At 36.9% G+C, this 22,826-nt stretch carries 22 protein-coding genes; 7 read left to right on the top strand and 15 right to left on the bottom strand.

The annotated features are described in order from the left end of the window. Positions 1 to 126: 126 nt before the first annotated feature. The 5 genes from EEJ45_RS05700 to EEJ45_RS18340 all read right to left on the bottom strand — a co-directional run bounded on the left by EEJ45_RS05700 (position 127) and on the right by EEJ45_RS18340 (position 5,931). Complete coding sequence (locus EEJ45_RS05700; protein ID WP_124563839.1) at positions 127 to 3,531, bottom strand: family 10 glycosylhydrolase; 3,405 nt, start codon at positions 3,529 to 3,531, stop codon at positions 127 to 129. A 227-nt stretch (positions 3,532 to 3,758) separates the two neighbouring features. Further along, positions 3,759 to 4,250, bottom strand: a complete 492-nt coding sequence (locus EEJ45_RS05695) for a DUF3907 family protein (protein WP_124563838.1) — start codon at positions 4,248 to 4,250, stop codon at positions 3,759 to 3,761. 21 nt (positions 4,251 to 4,271) lie between these two features. Further along, positions 4,272 to 4,640, bottom strand: coding sequence for a hypothetical protein (locus EEJ45_RS05690; RefSeq protein ID WP_124563837.1), 369 nt, complete (start codon positions 4,638 to 4,640; stop codon positions 4,272 to 4,274). Positions 4,641 to 4,719: 79 nt separating this feature from the next. Continuing rightward, on the bottom strand, positions 4,720 to 5,472 hold the full coding sequence (locus EEJ45_RS05685; protein WP_124563836.1) for a hypothetical protein: 753 nt from the start codon (positions 5,470 to 5,472) through the stop codon (positions 4,720 to 4,722). Between the two features lie 282 nt (positions 5,473 to 5,754). Beyond that, positions 5,755 to 5,931 (bottom strand): hypothetical protein, encoded by a 177-nt coding sequence (locus tag EEJ45_RS18340; RefSeq protein WP_164464207.1) that lies wholly within the window; start codon positions 5,929 to 5,931, stop codon positions 5,755 to 5,757. A 221-nt stretch (positions 5,932 to 6,152) separates the two neighbouring features. Here EEJ45_RS18340 and deoD point away from each other — a divergent pair, with 221 nt between their 5' ends. The 3 genes from deoD (at position 6,153) to EEJ45_RS05665 (ending at position 9,986) form a co-directional block, all read left to right on the top strand. Beyond that, entirely contained in the window at positions 6,153 to 6,857 is a 705-nt protein-coding gene (gene deoD / locus EEJ45_RS05675) for a purine-nucleoside phosphorylase (RefSeq protein WP_124563834.1), read from the top strand. A gap of 144 nt (positions 6,858 to 7,001) precedes the next feature. Continuing rightward, entirely contained in the window at positions 7,002 to 8,816 is a 1,815-nt protein-coding gene (locus EEJ45_RS05670; RefSeq protein ID WP_124563833.1) for a HAMP domain-containing sensor histidine kinase, read from the top strand. A 639-nt stretch (positions 8,817 to 9,455) separates the two neighbouring features. Further along, entirely contained in the window at positions 9,456 to 9,986 is a 531-nt protein-coding gene (locus tag EEJ45_RS05665) for a tyrosine-type recombinase/integrase (RefSeq protein ID WP_124563832.1), read from the top strand. A gap of 188 nt (positions 9,987 to 10,174) precedes the next feature. On the opposite strand, the gene EEJ45_RS05660 is transcribed toward EEJ45_RS05665, so the two are convergent. Next, positions 10,175 to 11,014: a DUF72 domain-containing protein gene (locus EEJ45_RS05660; RefSeq protein WP_124563831.1), complete on the bottom strand. Its 840-nt coding sequence runs from the start codon at positions 11,012 to 11,014 to the stop codon at positions 10,175 to 10,177. 231 nt (positions 11,015 to 11,245) lie between these two features. Here EEJ45_RS05660 and EEJ45_RS05655 point away from each other — a divergent pair, with 231 nt between their 5' ends. The 3 genes from EEJ45_RS05655 to EEJ45_RS05645 all read left to right on the top strand — a co-directional run bounded on the left by EEJ45_RS05655 (position 11,246) and on the right by EEJ45_RS05645 (position 14,016). After that, complete coding sequence (locus EEJ45_RS05655; protein WP_124563830.1) at positions 11,246 to 11,683, top strand: hypothetical protein; 438 nt, start codon at positions 11,246 to 11,248, stop codon at positions 11,681 to 11,683. Positions 11,684 to 12,374: 691 nt separating this feature from the next. Further along, a complete protein-coding gene (locus EEJ45_RS05650; RefSeq protein ID WP_124563829.1) occupies positions 12,375 to 12,995 on the top strand; it encodes a DUF47 domain-containing protein in 621 nt (206 codons plus the stop codon). Positions 12,996 to 13,014: 19 nt separating this feature from the next. Next, a complete protein-coding gene (locus EEJ45_RS05645; RefSeq protein ID WP_124563828.1) occupies positions 13,015 to 14,016 on the top strand; it encodes an inorganic phosphate transporter in 1,002 nt (333 codons plus the stop codon). 69 nt (positions 14,017 to 14,085) lie between these two features. On the opposite strand, the gene EEJ45_RS05640 is transcribed toward EEJ45_RS05645, so the two are convergent. From EEJ45_RS05640 to gltP, 8 genes are all read right to left on the bottom strand, one after another. After that, positions 14,086 to 14,310 carry a hypothetical protein gene (locus tag EEJ45_RS05640; protein ID WP_124563827.1) on the bottom strand — a complete coding sequence of 75 codons (225 nt, stop codon included), beginning with the start codon at positions 14,308 to 14,310 and terminating at the stop codon, positions 14,086 to 14,088. An 852-nt stretch (positions 14,311 to 15,162) separates the two neighbouring features. Continuing rightward, on the bottom strand, positions 15,163 to 15,699 hold the full coding sequence (locus EEJ45_RS05630; RefSeq protein WP_245999830.1) for a hypothetical protein: 537 nt from the start codon (positions 15,697 to 15,699) through the stop codon (positions 15,163 to 15,165). A gap of 117 nt (positions 15,700 to 15,816) precedes the next feature. Beyond that, complete coding sequence (locus EEJ45_RS05625; protein ID WP_124563825.1) at positions 15,817 to 16,449, bottom strand: response regulator; 633 nt, start codon at positions 16,447 to 16,449, stop codon at positions 15,817 to 15,819. Next, the gene (locus tag EEJ45_RS05620) at positions 16,446 to 17,483 is read right to left on the bottom strand and encodes a sensor histidine kinase (protein WP_124563824.1); all 1,038 of its coding nucleotides are present in this window, start codon (positions 17,481 to 17,483) and stop codon (positions 16,446 to 16,448) included. The genes EEJ45_RS05625 and EEJ45_RS05620 overlap by 4 nt, the downstream gene beginning before the upstream one ends. Continuing rightward, complete coding sequence (liaF, locus tag EEJ45_RS05615) at positions 17,480 to 18,208, bottom strand: cell wall-active antibiotics response protein LiaF (RefSeq protein WP_124563823.1); 729 nt, start codon at positions 18,206 to 18,208, stop codon at positions 17,480 to 17,482. Before liaF ends, EEJ45_RS05620 begins: the two co-directional genes overlap by 4 nt. Positions 18,209 to 18,332: 124 nt before the next feature. Beyond that, positions 18,333 to 18,965, bottom strand: coding sequence for a PspA/IM30 family protein (locus EEJ45_RS05610; protein WP_124563822.1), 633 nt, complete (start codon positions 18,963 to 18,965; stop codon positions 18,333 to 18,335). A 19-nt stretch (positions 18,966 to 18,984) separates the two neighbouring features. Next, positions 18,985 to 19,314, bottom strand: coding sequence for a lmo0954 family membrane protein (locus EEJ45_RS05605; protein ID WP_124563821.1), 330 nt, complete (start codon positions 19,312 to 19,314; stop codon positions 18,985 to 18,987). 313 nt (positions 19,315 to 19,627) lie between these two features. After that, positions 19,628 to 20,890, bottom strand: coding sequence for a glutamate/aspartate:proton symporter GltP (gene gltP / locus EEJ45_RS05600; RefSeq protein ID WP_124563820.1), 1,263 nt, complete (start codon positions 20,888 to 20,890; stop codon positions 19,628 to 19,630). 541 nt (positions 20,891 to 21,431) lie between these two features. Between gltP and EEJ45_RS05595 the strand changes: the two genes are divergently transcribed. Next, positions 21,432 to 22,694, top strand: a complete 1,263-nt coding sequence (locus EEJ45_RS05595; RefSeq protein ID WP_380017720.1) for a murein hydrolase activator EnvC family protein — start codon at positions 21,432 to 21,434, stop codon at positions 22,692 to 22,694. Positions 22,695 to 22,741: 47 nt separating this feature from the next. Here EEJ45_RS05595 and EEJ45_RS05590 read toward each other — a convergent pair. Next, a partial coding sequence (locus EEJ45_RS05590; protein ID WP_164464214.1) for an IS3 family transposase occupies positions 22,742 to 22,826 on the bottom strand: 85 nt, incomplete at its 5' end.

The following is a 22,826-nucleotide window of genomic DNA, read 5'->3' as shown; positions in this document are numbered from 1 at the left end:
CTGTATTAAATGTATTCATCCGAGCAAATCACTATAACCTTTTTACATTCAATTCTGAGAAGATAAGCATCTGTTTTATATTTGCTGTGTATGTAAAAAGACGCGAGCACTTAGTCTCGCGTCTTTTTAATCCACGTAGTTATACAACCCGTTAAATAAAGCTTGCGCTTGTGTTTGTTGATACTTCGGTGAAATGAGAAGCGCTCTTTCCAACGGGTTGGAGATAAAGCCCAACTCAGTTAAAACAGCAGGTCTTTCGTTGTTACGAAGGACACTAAAATCAGCCGTTTTAACATATCTGTTTCTTGCATTTGTACTTGAAATTAGTGCGCTTTGAATAGAGTTAGCTAACAAGTTACTTTCATGTACCATCCCCGCTGTAGGGTGATAATATGTTTCAATACCTGAAACATTCGTGTCTACAGAGGAATTAACATGGATGCTGACAAAAGCATCAGCAGAAAGATTGTTAGCTACTTCTGCACGCATTTTTAAATCTGTTGGTTTATCCAGATTTAGTTGCGTATCCGTACTTCTTGTCATTGCAACCGTTGCACCGTGTGATTGTAGTAGCGCTCGCAATCTAAGTGCTACGTTCAACACAATATCTTTTTCATAATACGTGCCATAAACAGCACCAGAATCTATACCACCATGTCCCGGATCCAACACAATCGTTTTACCATGTAATGGACTCACAAGAAACGGTGATGATGTAGATGTTTGGATGCCTTTTTGATCGGTTACACGTATGGTTACCGTATGTGTTCCCTTTGTTAGTCCTGCTGTATCTAACGTATAGGTAAAACCACTGTTACTTGTGTTGTATAAAGGAAACACCTTCGCTACATCAGATCTTGAAATGCCGTATTGCGCTGTACCTTTTAACATGCCATCTACTAATACTTCTACTTTAGCAACACCATTTTCAGATAATGCCCAGCCGCTTACAGTTTGCATCTTACCTACAGCTTTGTTTGGAGCTGGTTGATCTAAATACATTCGCATTGGCAATTTGACGACATTTACAACTGTATCTGTAGCTTGTACGTCTCCAGCTTTAGAAATACTTCTAACCGTTACCGTATGTTTCCCCGCCGACAAAGCACCAGTATTCAACAAATACTCATAGCCGCTGTTTTTGTTATTATACTTCGGATAGACATTGTACACATCAGGTCTTGAAATACCATACTTAGCAATCCCTTGCAATTTTCCATCCACTAAGATTTCTACTTTTTCAATGCCATCTTCCGCTAAAGCCCAGCCGCTAATTCTTTGTGTAGCTGCAATATCTTGATTATACCGAATAGAGTCTACACTAGAACGCATTGGAAGTGCTCGCACAACTTCGACACGACTTTGAACAGTTTGCACATCTCCGCCCTTTGTTTTAATAAGCAATGAAACAGTATGCAATCCTTGTGTTAAAGTTCTTGTGTCAAGGGAATAACGATAGCCACTGTTTTGATTTTTATACTGCGGATAGACAGCGTAAACATCTGGTCTAGATACTTCTAGCGTCGCATTTCCTTGTTGTACACCATCCACTAACACTTGTACCTCAGCAATACCATCTTCTGCCAAAGCCCAGCCACTGATATTTTGATTGCCGTTAATTTTGATACCGTCCCAAAGACTATCAAGACTATAGCGAAGTGGTAAATTTCGCAGCACTTGCACAGGTACCTGCTGCGTATGCTGCAAACCATTGGAATCTGTAATACGAACGCCTAATTGATGAGCCCCGGTCTTGTACAAGAGCGTATTCAACTTATACGTAAAACCACTATTTTGATTGTTGTACTGTGGGTAGACATTATATACATCGGTACGCAACACACCATAGTTTGCTTGTCCAATTACTTGTCCGTCCATGAGCAACTCAACCTTAGAAATACCACTTTCTGCAAGTGCCCAGCCGCTTACATTCGCTGTGCCTTTTATACTTGCATTCACAGAAGGCTGGTCCACCCACATTTGAAATGGAGATAATGTTTTAGCAAACGCTGGTGCACTTTCATTTTGAAGGCGATCTAAAGCTGTAACCGCGTACTCATACTCTTCCTTAGGAGATGCATTTTTATCAAGAAATGACAAACTCTGACTGCTATGAATTGTTGCAATCAACTTCGTTGCATCTTCTAAATCATGCGCTTCTCCGCGTTTAAAGCGGTAGATAGCATAAGCGTTTGCCCCGCTTGTTGCCTTCCAGCTAATAGTTACACCTTGCGCACTCCGCGAAACAGATATACCTTGAGGCTGACTAGGTGGTGTTTTGTCTATATGTGTCATCGCTGGAATAATAGCAGGATTTTGATACACCCCATTCTGTAAATTGCTTGCAATACTAAGCACATTTTGTTGCAATGTTTCAGATCTAAAGTGCATACTACCGGCTACGTTCTTTTGGCGATTAAACATAATTTGATTTGAAATCTCGTTTTGTGACGTTCGCCAATCTTCCAAACTATTATAGGTATTAAGCTTGTAATCTGCATGACCAATATAAAGATGAACATTCGTACCCTTTACTTGCTCACTCCACCAGTTGGTTACTACTTCATACGGAGCTGCTTTATGGCCAAATTTCCAATAGACTTGCGGTGCAATATAATCAATCCAGTTTTGCTTTACCCATTTCAAAGAATCTGCATATACGCGATAGTAACTTTCCATGCCCGTCGTATATGTGCCATCTCCCTTAGGAATGTTTTTCCATATACCATTTGGACTAATACCAAATTTCACATAGGGCTTTGTCGCTTTAATTCCCTTGCTAAGGTCGTTAACAAATAGATTAATATTATTTCTGCGCCAATCCCCTATATTTGTAAACCCATTTGGATACTTCTCAAACGTTTGCGCATCATTAAAGTCTGCATCGTTTTTAATATCAGGATAGAAATAATCATCGAGGTGAATGGCATCAACGTCATAGTTTTTTACAACTTCTAGAATTGTGTTTTTAATATAGTCCCGCACTTCTGGAAGACCTGGGTTGTAATACATACCATTATTGTAATCTACTTTCCACTCCGGGTGCACGCGCGCTGGATTAGAGGCTGCCAAGTTATTTATATTTGTACTGCCTGTTGCAACACGAAACGGATTAAACCACGCATGAAACTCCATATTACGTTTGTGAGCTTCTGTAATCATGAATTCCAGCGGATTATAGCCTGGATCTTTCCCTTGCACACCTGTTAGAAACTGCGACCATGGAGCAAGATTAGTAGGATACAAAGCATCGCCCATTGGTCTAACCTGTACAATTACCGCGTTCATTCCAGTCGCTTTTAAACGATTAAGCAAAGATATAAACTCAACTTTTTGTGCTTGCGCATCATTTTTGGTTTTAGGCCAATCTAAATTCCACACCGTAGATACCCAAGCTGCTCGCATTTCTCTTTTACTACCGCTTTGCGTTTCTGCTTTCACAGTTTCATAGGAAACAAACGGTACAAGAGTAGATAATAGCAAACACAATACAAGCATCGTTTTCCATATTCTTTTGTAAGTGTAAATCAAAGTGCGCTCTCCCCTCCTAATAGTAAATATTTTGGCTCACATAAAAAAATGATAACACCAACCCTATATGGTGTCTAGACAAAATACGACATTATACATTATTGGAATATTATTCTGCTACGCTTAAAAGTTCTTTTAGTAAACTTACAAACACAAAAACGGCCCATCTATATGAGCCGTTTTTGAAAAGAAGACGTGTGTATAATCAATTCATGCAAAAACATACATTATTTAGACTGTGTAATCTTTGTTTGATAATCTGTTTCGTAATAGTCTAATTCCTCACGCAAGTGCTGAAACTTCCCTTCCAATTTTTTTAAAAGCAATTGAATAGAAGGTGGTGCTTGCCTCGGAAAGGCAATCGCATTTTTTCCTGTATATGCAGAGCGGCTATTTTCAAACCAACAATCATTTTTAGGAGAGAAAAACTCTGCAATTACTTGATGATAGATTTTATATAAAATACGTTCTGCCGCTTGCTTGCGGAACGGAACGCTCATAATGACAACTTTACAAGCATCAGAGCCCTCCTCACAATAGACAAGCAATCTTCTCACAGTAGCAAGCAGCTCCTTATAATATACAATATCTCCTTGAGGTGCTTCGTCGTGTATCGCCCCGATTGTATGATTATTAGCATACTCTGTAAGTATGTCAATAACTTCACGTAAGTACAATTCTACCTGTTTGGTTTGATTCTCGACAATAACATTTGTCATCACTAACTCTCCCTTACTATTCTATATTTTTTGTAAATCCGCTGTAATCCGAATGGCCTTATCTATAGAGTCTTCTGTTAGATAAGAGACAAACTCATCAATCGTAGTGATATATAATCGTTTTCTTTCTATTAACATAGATGTTTTCAATAAACAAATAAGCGCAAATGTTTCTTTTAATCTAAGATTGTACTGTTTAATAAGAACAAGTATGTGTGAGAAGTCTGCTTGCTGTAAAATTTGTTCTTCGAAATAACGTAGATACAAAACAAAAAACGTACGTTCTTTATCATTATGTACATACGTTACAAATGAACGATTAAAAAAATCTTCGGATGTATTCGACTGCGCTTTAACCAGTTCATACCCACCGATTTCTTTTACTTGCATGCAATCCCTCCTATTCTACCATCATACACTTTTCAATAACATAACATGCAGAAAAATGATATGTATTGCGGTTAAAGACTTATTTTTTTCTTTTTTCTGTAACATTTACTACAAAAGATTTTCGGAATTCTTTCCCATTTATATAGAATTGTCCCCAAATCTTGTATGTTCCTTCTCGCGGAAACCGCAAAGAAAACTCCATTGTTTCTTTTTCAGAGCTCACAGCAGTAGTGAATTCATCGGTTTCTTCATTAACGGCCCATATGCGTGATAATTGTCCAGTTATAGATGTAAACCGCAATCCCTTTTGTGCGAATTGAAACGTAAGCAACTCTGGTTGTTCAGACTGTAGCGTATTAAAGATAAGCGATACATCGTATAAACCTATTTTCGTAGTCAATATAGGATCTGGACGTAAGATATTTTCCCTCTTTTCAGAAGAAGACGTTAACTTTTTGTATCCAATATTCTCAGTACTTTCGTCATTTTCCATATAAACAAAGGCTGCAGCTGCTTTAGGTAATTCATAAGAAAAAGTGAATTGTCCATTTCCATAATACGTTGGTTTCACTCGCTCATAATGTTCAACTGTCTCATCAACAATGAAAACATACATCTCATTACGAGCGCGATTACTTAGTTCACGAAGTTCTTTTTTTTTATCACTATGGAGAGTAAAGTCTAATGTATGATTCGTTTTATTCCCCCAAACAATTTCTGCGCCTTCATGTATACCTGTTGTCTTAAAGACAAAAAGACCTTGTCGTTGCAGGTAAAATCCTGCCAACAAAACAAAACAGATCATTAAAGAAAGTTTTATACTTTTTGTCATCCGCAGCCTCCAGTCCTTTTGTCTAAATATTAACATAATTCAAGAGAGAAAAAAATAAAAAGCATAGTTTATCTATGCTTTTACAGATAGTATGGATATAAAATGCAACATGTCCCCACATTATTGTTTTAGATAAGCGCATGTGTTTTGCAAAAGCTTCAATCATGACACCCAGATGATCTCGAAATTTTCCTAATTGTTACTCTAGCTGCATTTCAATTTTCTTCAACATTTGATTTTGTACTTCTGTAATTTGAGCAAGTTCTGTTGAATTAAATTTTTTCATTTGTCTTCAGTTCCCCATCTTTCTGGATGTTTAATTAATGGTTCTTGGCCCGTCAACTCCTCAAATGATAGACCGCCCAGTGCACCAGGTGCTACCTCACCTGTAATGCTGATTGTTGTTGTGGGACTTGTATCAACCCATTCGTTTTTATGTATTTTTTGATCCTTTCTCATGCACGACACTCCTATTATTTTTTTACTTTATCTAGTGTGTCCTATACTCAAAAATATATTGATGTTTATAATTATGTTTAATTACATATCATAAAGATGTTTGCTATCTAATAACGTAATTTCGTACACAGTATCATGTCTTGTATTTTATATATTTTCGTTCTTCTCTGTAATATAATCGGGGTTACACAATTTACATACACTATTAGGAGGGTTTACAAATGAGCGTACATATTGAAGCAAAACAAGGGGACATTGCGGAAACAATCTTATTACCTGGAGATCCATTACGTGCAAAATATATTGCCGAGAATTTTTTAGAAGGTGCTACGTGTTATAACAATGTACGTGGCATGCTTGGGTTTACCGGTACATATAAAGGGAAAAACGTCTCTGTACAAGGCACAGGAATGGGCGTCCCTTCTATATCTATCTACGTAAACGAATTAATCCAAAGCTACGGGGTCAAAAATTTAATTCGTGTCGGTACATGCGGCGCTATTCAAAAAGATGTAAAAGTACGCGATGTTATTTTAGCAATGACTTCTTGTACAGACTCTAACATGAATCGACTCATTTTCCCAGGTTTTGATTTTGCACCTTGTGCCGATTTTAATTTATTGAAAAAAGCTTATGATGCTGGAGTGGCAAAAGGTTTAACTCTTCGTGTTGGAAACATTTTAACGGCGGATGTTTTCTACAGAGAAAGCATGGACATTGTAAAAAAATTAGGTGACTATGGTGTGCTTGCTGTGGAAATGGAAACAACAGCCTTGTACACGTTAGCTTCTAAATTTAGTGTCCATGCACTTTCTGTACTTACTGTAAGTGATCATATTTTTACCGGAGAAGAGACAACGGCAGAAGAAAGACAAACGACATTTAATGATATGATTGTCGTAGCACTCGATGCTGCAATTCAATAGCGCAAAACTCGCCTGCTGGCGAGTTTTTTTATGACATTTTTACCGGACTTACATGTCTTTATGACATGTTTTCTGTGTATGTTTCAACTATACATATCGCTAATTTGTTATAATGAGAAAAAATCTTGTGCGAGAGGTGTGTATGTGAAAAAACGTAGTATCGTGTTAAAGTTATTTTTATTAACAACAGGCTTATTCACTATAACTTTTTTATTATTTTTCGTTGGCCAATCACTTTTTTTAGAAAAGTTTTATATTAAGAAAAAAACACATAGTGTACAGCAGGCTTTTGAAACATTTGTGGAAGAATACAGTAAAAGTGATCAAAGTTTTGATGTAGTGAAACGTTTAAAACAGCGCTTCTATGATCAAACAAACGCACAACTTATTTTACTCGACCGTAACGGTGTCATTAAAGACGAAAACTATTACTATATGGAGATACAAGGTACAAATGAAAAACGTCTATCCTACATCCCTTTAAATAACATACTATCAGGGGAAGAATACTCTTCTTTCATGAAATTGGGTCTTCAGGATAACGAACAGATTTACGTAAAAGGAATTCGAAAAAAAGATCTTGTTATTCCAATCTCCATTTCAAGCTCGCATGGTATATGGACAAATGACAATATTGTAGATGACTTAAAAACATATGGTATCCGGTGGGAAGATGTGCAAAAAAATTCTTCAAATCGTAGTCTAATTACCTTACTCGAGGGAACTGTCACAAAGCAACATCTCCCCTCTAAAGCAGATTTACAGATTGTAAACAATATTGATGTAATCATTCAAGGTGTACAGCGTTGGGAACTATCAGTGCTTCTTGGTGAAACTAACCCATCTGTGCTCACAAGCTATACATTCGGTGATGAAAAAAAAGGTTTAAATCAAATGTTTGTTAAACCAGTGCTACAAAAAGGTGAGGTTGTCGAATTTGCATTTGCAATGACATCTTTACAACCAGTAAATGAGGCGATGCTTGTATTGAAAGACTATTATGTATATGCTTTTATAATTGTATTTATAGTCATTATATTGCTCTCTTTTTATTATTCTAAGATGATTGCAAAGCCTCTTATCAAAATGAATCAAGTGACAAAGCGGTTAGCGAACTTTGACTTTTCAGAAAAACTTCCATATTCTTCAGAAGATGAAATCGGCAGCTTATCTGCAAGCATTAATACGCTCTCCGTCAACTTAAAAGATCGAATTGAACAGCTACATGTTGCTAATACGAAATTGCAAGAGGATGTAGAGCGAGAAAGACGCTTAGAACGAACACGCAAAGAGTTTATTTCAGGTGTTTCACATGAACTCAAGACACCTTTAAGTGTAATACGTAGCTTTGCAGAAGGTATTAAAGATGGGGTAAGTAAAAACAACGATTACTATACAGATGTGATTTTAGAAGAAACAGATAAAATGAATACGCTAATTGTTGAAATGCTAGAACTTGCCAAACTAGAATCTGGCACATATAAGTTACAAATGGAGGCTTTTTCTATTGATTCTTTGTTACAGCAAGTATGTACAAAAATGGCTTTTGGTATTGAGAAGAAACACTTACATGTACAAATACTTACAGAACCTAATATTCTTGTATTAGCCAATCGCAATCGCATTGAACAAGTCATTGTAAACTTGCTAAATAATGCCATTCAGTATACTCCTGCGGGTGAAAAAATTACTGTCTCTGTACTTGTACAAGAGAGTACCGTTCAAGTTTCTATCAAAAACACCGGTGAACCTATTCCTGAAGAAAGTCTTGATAAAATATGGGATCGCTTTTATAGATTAGATGCATCTCGTAGTAGACATACAGGAGGCTCAGGTTTAGGCTTATCTATTGTTAAAAATATATTAGAACTGCACGGTGCACTCTATGGTGTCCGTAATGAAGAAGATGGGGTTGTATTTTATTTTACATTATCAAAATTCGAGAAAGACTCCGTGTAAATGCGGGGTCTTTTGGTATTGAACTTATCCAACTAAGGTGAACTATATAAGTCTATGCAGTTTTAACAGCAAGGAAAACAAAAACACCCAAACAACTGCTAAGTGCTTTTTCAACTCTGCGCAAAAACACTTAAGCCCTTAACCTATCTACACGTCTCTCCTCTTTAACATGTATGTGTTTTATATGTACTTATAATATAATAAATTTTTCTTAATTTCACGAAAAGTTCACATGAAATACACAACGTTCTCCTATAGTAAAACCATCCATTGCATCTATGCTTGCCATTTATATACCTATAAACAAAACTAGCATTTTCTTGATGCACGAGAAGAACCGGCGATATGTATATAAGTCTACATAGTTTGTTCAACATAGAAACAGCAAGAAAATCACAGTTCCAGAATGTCTCGCTACGTGTGTCTGTTCTTACTTGACACGTGTATCTTAGGTCCTGCGCAACCACATATTGCCCGTTCTTCTTTCCCCTCCAAAAAAGAATGTCAGTTTTTCTAGTTGTACTTATATAGTAGTACCTAATAGATTATAAGTACGAAGGAAATGGTTCTATCGTTTTCATCCTAATTTACATTTCTAAGAATTTTGTATTATATATTTGATAAGGAGCGTGTGTATATATGAAAATAACAGGAAAGCCTATTCAAAACCCTCATCTGCTTCGTAAGATGAAACAATTCCTTTTACAATCTTCTAAGCGAGATGCACTATTATTTTCTTTTGCTGTGAATTCGGGTCTTAAGGTAAGCGAAATTTTACAATTGAAAATATGTGATGTGGTTGATCACCAAGGCCAGATTAGACAATCCATTCTGTTTCGCAATGAAAAAACAAAAAAACACAAATGGTTTGCAATCAATAAAGAATTACACGAAGCGCTTACTGCATATTTAAAAGAGCGCACATTACAAGATAGAAATGAATACTTGTTGAAATCTCAAAAAGGAAAAAAATCAATTACAAGACAACATGCATGGTTTATTTTAAATAAAGCAGCAAAAGAAGTAGGTCTTGATGGCATTAGTTCACACACGCTACGCAAAACGTGGGGATATATTTGCTATAAGTCGGGTGTAGATATTGCTTTTTTACAACATTTTTTCGACCATAGTAGCCCTTCAAAAACATTAAAATATATAGGAATTTCATAAACGTCTTGACACCGATAATGATAACCATTATCATTAAGGGTGAAGAAACTACATTTCTTCTTTCCATAAAAAAAGCACCATCCCCCCTGTTTGTATGGTGCTTTTTTTATGTATATTATGCCAAAACCATTTTCCTTCATTCTGTTCTACAAAGCTGAGTTAAAACTTACTGTTAAAATTTAGCCTTTTTATAAAAGACTCAATTGCTCCGGCTCATCCTCACCGTAGCTGAGTCCTAATAAGCTCATCAATTTTTTGGCATTATCTGCAGCATCTCCGCCTGAATTGTTGTTAAACAAAACACAAATATCCTTAGAGTGTTGTTGCAGTAATTTAATCCTACTTACCCATTCCTGAAGTTCTTTTTCACTGTAACGATATAAACAGCGAACAGAACGCCAGTTCTCCTGCCTTTTCCAACCGTAGATATTTCTTCCATGAAGGCGTATTAGTGTCAGATCTCTATGGGTTGCTTCTGTTATAATCGGAACAGATCCTTCTATTGTTTGTGGTTCATCACAAATAGTATGTATCCACTTTTCATTACGTAAAAATTGAATCGTTTTTTCTTTCACTTCAACCTCAAACCAAGACGGATGTCGAAATTCAATTGCACATGGAATGTCTCCCATTTTCTCTTTGGTGTACATTAACATATCTACACTTTTTTTCGTACATTCAAACCAAGGTGGGTATTGAAATAAAACTGTTTTTAACTTGTTCGCTTCTACTATAGGCTGTATAGATTCTTTAAAAACATGAAACATTTCATCCGGTGTATTAAAAGGTATTTCTCCTCGCATATGTCCTGTCATTCCTTGATATGCTTTGACGACAAAAGAAAAATTGTCGGGTGTCTCTGCTATCCATCTATTATAATTACGCGCAGGTTGCATAGCATAAAAAGAACTGTCAACTTCGACAATAGGAAACTGTCGACTATACACATGCAACTTATGCTTGCTCCTATGTTTATCTAAGTAGATTGAATCGTGGTCACCCCAACCTGTTAAGCCAATAACAATCATAGCAACACTCCATTTTTTATTTTCTTCATTTTACAAAACAACAGGTATTTTGTCGAAATCAAACGCTTTATAACAATTTATTTGAGAATTTTGATGTGTGTTAGACTTAGTAAATATGTCCGGAATATTAATTAATTTTACGATTCTTTACTTCATATTCATATAAATTTAATGCTTTTGATGTATGCTGTATATTGTTGTAAGCACACATCAAAAGTGAGGTGTCGAGTTATGATAAAGATACGCAACTTTGCTTTTATTGCCTCGTTAGTCACTTTATTTGCAGGTATTTGGCTACTGCTAGAGTACCATGATAAAATCGAAGCAGCTCGCCCCCTCTCTCTATCATATGAATTACTAGGTGCTAAACCAATATCTATGCCTATTTCTCAAACACAACAGCGCGAAAAGCAAGTTGTTAAAGGCATGTTGATTACGTCTGCATCTTCCTATGAAGATCTTACTGAAATTGCCAAGGAGCTTCAGGAACGCTATAAGTACAAACATATTGATTATATTCAATTATCTGTTCATAATCCAAATACAGGTTTGTATGAAGATTTACCTTATGAGCCTATTAGCAAAGCGATGCTCCAAATTTCTTGTACAAATCAAGGACAATCTGAATTGCGAACAAATAAATCCATTGTTGTTACAATACACAACTAACAAAGACGTCTTTTAACCATTTACTTCCTTCATTCTGCACCTCGTCCTACAGAGTGCATATAATAGAACATGCCAGAAGATATGCTAAAAGGATGAAGAGTATGAAGTACCTAAAAAAAACATATACAAAACAAGTAGATCCAAACGTACCACAAAACCACCAAATCGTAAATAACCCTGAGGAAGTTTGGCTTTTAAAACCGTGCAACTGCAAACATAAAACCCTCTCATCAAAAAAACGTCATAACACATCTTCTTGAAAAGTCTCCAACTATAAACTCTAAAGTAGCTATCGATTTAGATAGCTTTTTTATTTAGGCTGTGCAAAAGTCTGATGTTGGTAATTGGCACTTATTCATTAGAGTGAAGAAGATGAGACTAAGCGAGTTAAAGTGATACCTCGCAGGTACATAGCGCTGAGAAACCTCCCTAACTGCCCGTGAAAAACGCCCCCGTAACGGAAATCAACAACGAACTTTAAAAGAACCTTTATTTATACATTACACATATCCCCTCTTCTACAAACAAATCTCTACCATTGTAAAAAAATAATTAATTTGCGAATTTATCAAGGTTTTAAATGTTAAGTTTTTGTAAAGATTGAGAGAAAATATTTCATTTTTCGACAAAACTCTGTTAAGATTGACTAGCCAATCTTATTTATAATTATTCTTTGGTGGGGGTAAAAACTATGGTTTTCAAAAGTAAAAAAGACAAGTTTTCCGAAATGCTGACAAATGTATCGGTAAACTTAAAAGAAAGTGCTCAGTTTTTCGCAGATTACAAAATCAAAAACGCCAGTGATTTAAAAGAGTTTTCTATGCGAATGAAAGAGTACGAAACAAAAGGCGACACTTACATTCACGAAATTATTGTTGAATTGAACAAAGCGTTTATTACGCCGATTGAACGTGAAGATATTTTACAACTCGCTATCAGCATGGACGATGTTTTAGATGGCCTTGAGCATTGCGCTGCTTTATTCGAAATGTATTCTGTTACAACTGCCGATCAATATATGGTCAAATTTGTAAATGAGATTCATGCTTGCGCTATCGAAATTGCAGAATCTGTAAACTTACTATCCAATAAAAAGTTGTTAGACATTCGATCTAATGCAATCAAAATTAAAGATCATGAGTCAACTTGTGATGAAATTCGTCGTCATTCAATTAAAAACTTATTCTCAATTGAAAAAGATCCAATTAAGATTATTCAGTACAAAGAAATTTATGAAAACTTAGAAGAAATTGCCGATAGCTGTCAAGGTGTGGCAAACGTTCTAGAAACAATTATCATGAAAAACGCGTAATTAAGGAGTATATAGAACGATGGACACAATGTTAGTTTTAACAATTCTAGTTGTTATCGGTGCACTGGCCTTTGACTTTATTAATGGATTTCACGATACTGCAAACGCAATTGCAACTTCCGTTTCTACAAAAGCTTTAAAGCCGCGTCAAGCGATTATTTTGGCCGCTGTTATGAACTTTGTAGGTGCTATGGCATTTACAGGTGTGGCTAAAACCATCACAAAAGATATCGTTGATCCATTTAAGTTGGAAAATGGTTCAGTCGTTATTTTAGCTGCATTAATAGCAGGTATTACTTGGAACTTAATTACATGGTATTACGGCATTCCTAGCAGTTCTTCCCATGCAATTATCGGTTCTATTGCTGGTGCCGCAATTGCCGCAGCCGGATTTGGCTCTCTAAACTATGGAGGCTTTTTAAAGATTCTTGAGTCACTAATTATTTCACCTATTTTGGCTTTTGCTGTTGGTTATCTTGTATACACAATTTTCAAAGTATCCTTTAAGAACTTAAATTTAACAAAAACAAATAAACGCTTCCGTTATATTCAAATCTTAACCGCAGCACTACAAGCATTTACACACGGAACAAATGATGCGCAGAAAGCAATGGGGATTATTACGATGGCTCTTATTGCTGGTAACTACCATCATTCAGCAGATGTAATTCCATTTTGGGTACAGTTTTCTTGTGCCATAGCAATGGGTATTGGTACTTCTGTAGGTGGATGGAAAATTATTAAAACTGTAGGCGGAAAGATTATGAAAATTCGTCCTGTTAATGGGGTAGCTGCTGACTTAACAGGCGCTGCTGTTATCTTTGGAGCTTCTTACATTCATTTACCAGTAAGTACAACGCATGTTATTTCATCCTCAATTTTAGGGGTTGGGTCTGCTCATCGCGTAAAAGGGGTACAATGGGGCACTGCACAGCGCATGCTAATCACATGGTTTATTACATTGCCTATCTCTGCTACACTAGCAGCTTTAACATACTTTATACTAGATTTGTTCTTCTAAAAAACACCCCTAAGGGTGTTTTTTAGATAATAGCATGGAGATAGACAAAGAGCACCTTTATAGAGTTGTTTAATGAAGCAACTGCCATCCTAATAAATCAGCATGCACTTGACAAGCATGCTTGTTATTTCTATCGTACAATTCTCCATAACTACCTGTTTCTTCATCATACACCATTGTATAAATAACTTGTCCATCAAGTTCGACAGACAATACAACGCCGCCTTTCATCTCTTCTACACGAATAACCGCACCATCAGGCATTTTCATATCTACCATATCTCTTTCAAACATTATAACTTCCCCCTTTGCGATGCAATACACTAAACAGTATACTAACAAAGAGAAGTCTAAAAATAAAGAGAAACTTCTGGTACACTATCTATATATGTACAAGTTAGAAAACTAACATTATTTTTGAAAATGCTCTTTTTCTTTTATATACGCTTTCACTCCCTATATAAGTCTACATAATTTTTTCGACATATAAACAGAAAGAAAATCACAACGCTAGAACGTCTCGCTACGTGTATATGTTCTTACTTGACATACGTATCTCTTAGGCCCTGACCGCAACCATACATTGCCCGTTATTCTTTCTCATCAAAAAAAGAATGGCGTTTTTTCTAGTCGCACTTATATATAAATGAAGCTGTGGAGGTTCTTCATTCTCTCGTATCCGTAATTATAGTTCACAGAACAAGCGCGCTCAGCATGTAGGTTATGAAAAAATGCAAAAACCCCTCTTACACACCTATATATTAGAAATAGACCATTATAAAGGATTAAAAAAAGAGCCGGTTTGGCTCTTTTACAATCTAGTTCTGCAACACTCTTGATATCCTCCATTTCTTGCCTGCGCTTGTCCACATTTTGGACATACCAAAAATCTAGAATTATTGAAACTACCTTTATCAAATACAAGTACGTTCGACTTAAAGGAACGAATAAACATATAATATCCTAGAACCCCTATCATGCTTACAGATACGAACAGAATGGCTAGTAGCATGGCGTTCACCTCTTCTTCAATTTTCAGTACGTTGGAACTACATCATTATATTCGCCGTAAAAAAAGACTTTTCCTCTTTATAACAACAAAATATTCTAACTATTAAAAATAAAGCTCCCGGCTAACCGGAAGCCTCATGAACATTGAAAAAAGTCAATTCTATCCAAATCCAGACCTGTATACACCCATCTAAACTGGCTAGGTCTCCACCTATATCCGGCAATAGATGTGCGACCTACGAACACAGGATAAAACCAGAATCCTCTATCATTCTGTAGCCATATATACGTATAGCGAAACAAGCAACGCCGAATTCCCCCCGGATCAACAGCATACAATGAAGCTTGCGGCTTTTGTGGTGTATAGGAAGGCGGTGGTCCTGGCGGGGGACCACTTTCTTGGCCACCGGTTTCTGGAGGATATCCTCCTTGTCCTGGTGGGTAACCTCCTGGTGGGAAAGATGGAAAGCCTCCCTGCCCTGGTGGGTAACCTCCTGGTGGGAAAGATGGAAAGCCTCCCTGCCCTGGTGGGTAACCTCCTCCTGGTGGAAACGGTGGAAAGCCTCCTCCCTGCCCTGGTGGGTAACCGACTCCTGGTGGAAATGGTGGAAAACGCCCATCATTTTGAATAAGTGCATACCATGGAACCATTTGTCCATACGGATTATACATGTCACTCCTCCTTTACATAGTATCACTTCTATTTGTATGTCAGTGTAACTTGCCTCTTTCGTATTCACACAAAATAAAAAAGGCTCACCTAAGCCTTTTATGAAAAATCAAATATAATTATTTGGTTAATTGATGCTTAAACGCATAAATCACTGCTTGTGTACGATCATTAACACCCAATTTATTTAAAATATTACTTACATGTGTTTTAACGGTTTTCAATGCAATAAACAACGTGTCCGCAATTTCTTGATTAGATTTACCTTCAGCCATAAGCAATAAGATTTCTCGTTCTCGCTCTGTTAACTCATCATGCAAATAATACTCTGGCTTTTGACGCATTTTAGTCATCATTTTTCCAGTCACTTTTGGTTCTAACACAACTTCTCCTTGATATGTAGCGCGTACTGCAGCTGCAATATCACTTGCTTTAGAGGTTTTCAGTAAATAACTCATTGCTCCTGCTTCAATAGCTGGATATAGCTTTTCATCATCTAAAAAGCTTGTCAACACAACAATTTTCGCCTCCGCCCAACTATCTATAATACGTTTTGTTGCTTCAATCCCGTCTATTCCGTCCATTACCAAATCCATTAAAATAATATCAGGACGTAAAGAAAGTGCCATTTCAACTCCTTTACTGCCGTTTTCTGCTTCTCCAACCACTTCTATGTCAGGTTGGGTTGATAAATATGCGCCTACTCCCATCCGTACCATCTCATGGTCATCTACAAGCAATACACGAATCATATGGATTCTCCCTTCTCTATAATGGGAACTTTTACTTCAATTTGTGTTCCTTTTTTCGGAAAACTAATAATTTTTAACACACCGCCAATTTCTTGCACACGCTCTTGCATAGAAGTAAGACCATATGAGCCGGCTTTCCGGTCATTCACATTAAACCCTACTCCATCGTCCAAAAGCTTTAAAATGACATATTGCTCAATTTTACGTAGACGCACCTCCATGCGCTTCGCTTTTGCGTGACGCAAAGTGTTAGAGATTGCTTCCTGTACAATCCGAAACAAATGATCTTCAATTCCTTTTTCTAAATCAAGTGGCTCGATAAGCCAATCTATTTTGATTTGTTGTTTGCTCGATAGCTCTTGCAATAGCTCTTGTATCCCTTCCGCCAGCTTTTTGCCTTCCAATTGCACAGGCCTCAAGTGCAGTAATAACGCCCGCATTTCAGACTGCGCATATACAATCATCTGTTCAATCATTTCAAGCTGCTTTTTATCCAGGGATTGTCTCTCATTTACAGCAGACATCATCATAGACACCGCAAATAACTGTTGACTAACTGAGTCATGCAATTCTCTCCCTAAACGATGGCGTTCTTGTGCAATAGCTTTCTGGCGTATTTCCTCGCTACTGCTTACTTTTTCGCTTGATAACTTTTGAAACACGACGGTCTGTTCCTCCAAACGCTTTCCCAAAGCAACGATTCGCTCTCCCACCTCTCCATATTCATGTAGTAATGAAAAATCTATATTTTGATAATTACCTCTATCCATATCCAGCAATACATTAGATAATTCATCTAATCTACGTTTCATATAGTGTCCCATTGCATATCCCATACCTGCACCAAAAGCAGCGCTCCCAACAATTACAAATATAACAACAGGTATAGAAGCAACATTTCTCTCGATTAAAAAACTGTATAAGTTTTGCTTACTTTGCCACGCGTACGTTCCTGTTGCAAAAATGGATATGCCGAGACAAAGTAATGTTGAATAATGCATATATGTCCATAGTACATTCTCTTTACTCTTCACACATATCTCACCTCCGTATCACCAATCAGTAATGTTGAAATGATTTTAATACGCCTTGGCGCTGCCTGATACGCTTCTGTAACGAGACATATATTTTTGTTAAATCCTTTTTCTTTGTACTCAAGCATAGAAATATTTCCAAGAAGAACTGAGTGATTTAAAGATATCTCAATATCATACGGAATATATAGTCGAATGTTCCCTACTAAGCCGTGTATTACAAGAACCGTTTCTCCTTCAGGAATCATAGCTGTTGTTAAATCAATCTTTACGTCACCAAGTCCATAGCGAATATTAATATCATGCAATTCATACACGCTACCCATCATATAGTAATTTCCGACTAACATATTTTCAAAAAAGGGCTGCACTTGTACGATGCGCTTACCTTGATTGCTTTCTACTAGCTTGGGAGCTACAACTCGCCTTTGATTACTAATGAGCAATTCATAGCCTCCATAAATCAAAAGTGTGACAAATACAAGTTGAAATGCTGCAGAAGAAAATACATTTACAATCAAGGTAAACACACCTACTAGAAAGAGTACATTTCCCCGAACCTTTTTTTCCTTTTTTCTGAAATATTGTCCAAGTAAAATAAGTGCAACAGAAAAAACGAGCGCCATAGGCTCAAAACGATGAAAGATAATATCCAATAACATACCTAGTGCAAATACGATAAGCAGCGCTCCCATGATTTGTGTTTTCGAAAATGTTCGCTTCATTTTTGCCCTCCTTTCTATCAAATACACACTTATGTTACATTATTTGTTAGTAGTCATAAAAGAAAAGGCATTGCTATCAATACCTTTTCTTTTACTACAAATATATCATATTCTAGAGACTTCGTTATACTGATTGTTGCAAACGCTTCTCAAGTTGCGCAATTTTATAGTCAAATCCGTCTTGCTCTGCTTCTGAAACAACCTGTTTCTCAATTTGACGAATTTGCTCTTCTATTTCCTCAAAGCGCAAAAAGGAGCTTTGTCCTGAAATTTTATATAATGTATCGTTGATGCGACGCTGTGCATTTGCCACATTCTCGCGCGCCATAAGCTCCATGCGTTTTGCATGCATCTCTTTTAGTTTATTTTTCATTTCTTCCAGGCGAAGTTGCAAATCCTCCACCTGTTCCGCTGTTGTTGCATGCATTTTCTCCAGACGAACCACCTGATCTTGGTAATAAACGCTTTCCTGTTCTGCACGCTCTGCAAGCGTTACTTCTCCCGCCTGGTTAGCTATACTTGCTTGTTTAGCACGCTTCGCTGCCATATAGCGAGCTTGTTCCAGCTCATGCATGAAATTCTTTTGCAGCATACGATGACGATCTACTAGTTTTTCAATTGTTTCTACCTCTTTCACGCCATCTCGTAAGTATTGGTTCAACAATGCAATGGGATTTTTCTTTTCCTGCGTTTCCAGTGCACTGTATAAATCTGCTAACACAACGTCTCTCACTCTCTGCAATAATGTTTTTTTCATGTTAATCTCCCTTTCATGCTTAATATGTTTTCATAATGTGTTCCCATTCTTCATCAAAACTTTGAAACGAATGCTCTTCCTTTTTATTTCTACTTTTATAGCCGTAATACAAAAGTGCTATTGCCCCCATACCTATGATGGCTGGAAAATTCCCAAACAAGATTGATAAGCCTACCAACCCAAGAATGCCCCAACCAAGCTTACTAAGCACTGTTTTTGCTCTAAGCATGGATTTACAGCTCCAATAACATAGTGCAGCACCGATTCCAAAGCCAATAAGATGCCCTAGGCTAGCAAATGCAATTAAAACCAATATACCTGCTGCTAATATCGTTAGAAACTTTTTCACTGTTCGCCGCCTCCTTTCAATTTGATATTTCTATCTTACCGAAAATAAAAAGGAGTCATAACGTACTTATGATGTGTTTTGTAATGGGACTTTAGACCTATACAATCTCAGTCTTATGTGCTGTATACATGTAAGAATGGTGAGGAGAGAAAAAAACAAACTTTGTGCAACTATGCTAAGTAAGGACAGCCTGTGTTCCATACAACTGTATAATACCTATATTTGCATTCTCCTATTTCCATAAATCAGAAAGAAAAAACAATTAAAATTATACATGAAAAGACCTCATGCGAATTCGCATGAGGTCTTTGACTTATGATGCTTTTACTTCATCTAAATATTGTTCACCTTGCTTAGCGTCATATTGTCCTTCCCATTTAGACATTACAACTGCTGCCAAGGAGTTTCCTACTACGTTAACTGCAGTACGTGCCATATCAAGGATACGATCAATTCCCGCAATAAATGCAAGACCTTCTGCTGGAATGCCCACTGTTCCTAATGTTGCTAATAAAACGACAAACGATACACCTGGAACACCAGCAATACCTTTAGACGTTACCATCAACACAAGAAGAAGGGTAATTTGTTCAGAAAGAGACAAGTTAATACCGTACATTTGCGCCAAGAAAATAGCTGCAATGGCTTGATACAATGTAGAACCGTCAAGGTTAAATGAATATCCCGTTGGAATAACAAAAGACGTGACTGCTTTTGGACAACCAAAGCGCTCCATCTTTTCCATAATCTTCGGCAGTACCGTCTCAGAACTTGCTGTAGAGTAAGCCAAGATCAACTCGTCTTTTAATATTTTCAAGAAACTGAAAATATTAATCCCTACCATTTTGGCAACAGCACCAAGAACAACAATAACAAAGAAAATCATAGAACCATATACAACAAGCACAAGCTTACCGAGTGGAATAAGAGAACTTACACCAAACTTAGAAACGGTTACACCTATTAATGCAAATACACCAAATGGCGCGAACTTCATTACTTGGTTCGTTACATAAAACATCGCTTCCGATACACCTTCAAAAAAGCGAAGAACCGGCTTACCTTTCTCTCCAATTGCCGCAATTCCTAATCCGAACAATACAGAGAAGAAAATAATTGCAAGCATATCACCTTTTGCTAAAGCATCAATGATGTTCGTAGGGACAATATTAACAAATGTATCCGCCATAGAATGGCTTTTCACTTCTTCTGTTGTACCAAGATAAGAAGAAATATCTGTTTCTTGTAGATTTTTTCTATCGACGCCAGCACCAGGCTGGAATACATTTGCGATTAAAAGACCTAACACAATAGCTACAGTCGTAATAATCTCAAAGTATAAAATTGTTTTCCCACCTAGTTTACCAAGCTTTTTAACATCGCCTACCCCTGCGACGCCAACGACAATGCTTGCCACAACAATTGGAATAACAATCATTTTAATAAGTCGGATAAAAATAGTTCCAATTGGTTGTAGATACGTAGCTACTGCATCATTACCATAAAAAATAGCACCCACAGCAATACCGACTACGAGACCAATTAAGATTTGCCAAGCTAATCCTAACTTTTTCATACAAAGCCCCCCTTTTAAAGTTACCAGTCTACCACTTTCCCACAAAAGTATCTATAGTTCTACTTTTGTAAAATATTGTTAGGTGATTCAATATTTAGCCCCTCGAATTAATATCATATAGTAAATTCTCTGTTATGACAACATAGTAAATATCATTTCAAGAAAAGCAACCCGATTTATGAGCAATTTTTCTTTCATAAAAATATTTGTATATTTTCTTGGATTATCCGTATTTTTCAAAAAAAACCACCTATTAAAATCAATTTCATATATACAAGTAAAACAAAAAATAATAGGAGAAATAATTTTATATTTCGAAATAACATTTCACCTAAAAAGTCAAACTCTTTCTATTATAATATTTCACTATAACAAACAAATTCATTTGCAAAAAAAATGAATTTAATATATTTTTTTATTACCACACGAAAAATATCAATATAATATTAAGTTCATGTTACATTTTCTTATATTCCTAGATTCCTACTTTATTGATATGGTATATAAATTATGTCGGACAGGGAAAGGAGACAGAAGCACTGTGAAAAACAAAAACATCATTACTCTCATGACAGCTGGCGCCCTCCTCGCTTCCCCAGTACTTGTACATGCAGAAACGGATCAAGACAAATTGAATCGTATTCAGTCTGAACTGCAAGGGAATCAAGAGGAGCTGCAAAATAAACAGCAAGAAAAAGGCCAAATTGAGCAAGACATACAAGCTTTACAGCAAAAGTTAGATGAGTTAAACACTGCTATTACAACAAATCAAAAAGAATTGAGCGATACACAAGAAGCAATTCGCAAAACAGAAGAAGAAATCACCAGAAAAAAAGAACATATTGCCTATCTGCAAGTGCAAATTGAAAAAAGACAGGAAGTTATTAAACAACGCTTACAAACTGTACAGGAACAACCAAGAATCAACTTAATTACTGAAGTTCTTATCAATGCAAAAAACTTGGCAGAGCTTTTAGAAAACTTGTATTCTATTAACCTTATCTTAAATTCTGATAATGACATAGTAAAAGAGCAAGTTCGTGATCAAAAAGCCGTTGAAAAAGAAACACTTGCTGTTGAAGCAAAAGAACGTGATTTGAAAGATTATGAAGCAAAACTCACCGCTAAAAAACAAGAGCTGGATATAAACAAGCAACAAGAGCAGCAAATTTTAGACGAGTTGAGTGCAAAATTAGCACAAACAAATGCTGAGATTGAAAGTGCAGAAGAAGTTGCATCTCTATTGGAGGCACAAAGACAAGCTGTACAAGCAAATATCGCAGCTGCTGAGCGTGCTAAGCAAGAAGCAATTAGACAACAAGAAGCTGCCAAAAATAATAATGGAACTGTAAGTGCACCATCACCTTCCAAACCAGTAGCTCCCCCAGCGAGCAACACAGGGGGCTTCATTAAACCGGCAGCAGGCGCATTTACATCTGGATTCGGTCCTCGTGTTGTTAACGGAAAACCTGGATTCCATTATGGTGTGGATATTGCGCAGGGTGGTCATGTTCCTGTTGTTGCAGCAGCAGGAGGTATTGTTATTAAAGCGCATTACTCTAGCAGTTACGGTAATGTTGTTTATATGACACATAACATTAGTGGCAAGCAATATACAACTGTTTATGCCCACCTTGCTTCCATGAATGTATCCACAGGACAAACGGTTTCCCAAGGGCAGCAAATCGGCGTGATGGGAAACACGGGACAATCCTACGGTCAACACTTGCATTTCGAATTACATGTAGGTGCATGGAACGCGGCAAAAAGCAATGCTGTAAATCCGGTCCCATACTTACGCTAAAAAAGCAGGCACTTTGAACTGGCCCCCAAAAGTTAGACACGGGTGTGTCAGGCAGCCTCTTGGGCATGAGCCCGGTATTGAACCGGGCTCATGCCCTTTAATTTTGCCTTGATCCGTTTATGGTTGTAGTAG

Origin of the sequence: Ectobacillus antri (assembly GCF_003852715.1) — a bacterium.
Taxonomy (GTDB): Bacteria; Bacillota; Bacilli; order Bacillales; family Bacillaceae_G; genus Ectobacillus; species Ectobacillus antri.
This window is presented reverse-complemented; position numbering and strand designations above follow the sequence as displayed.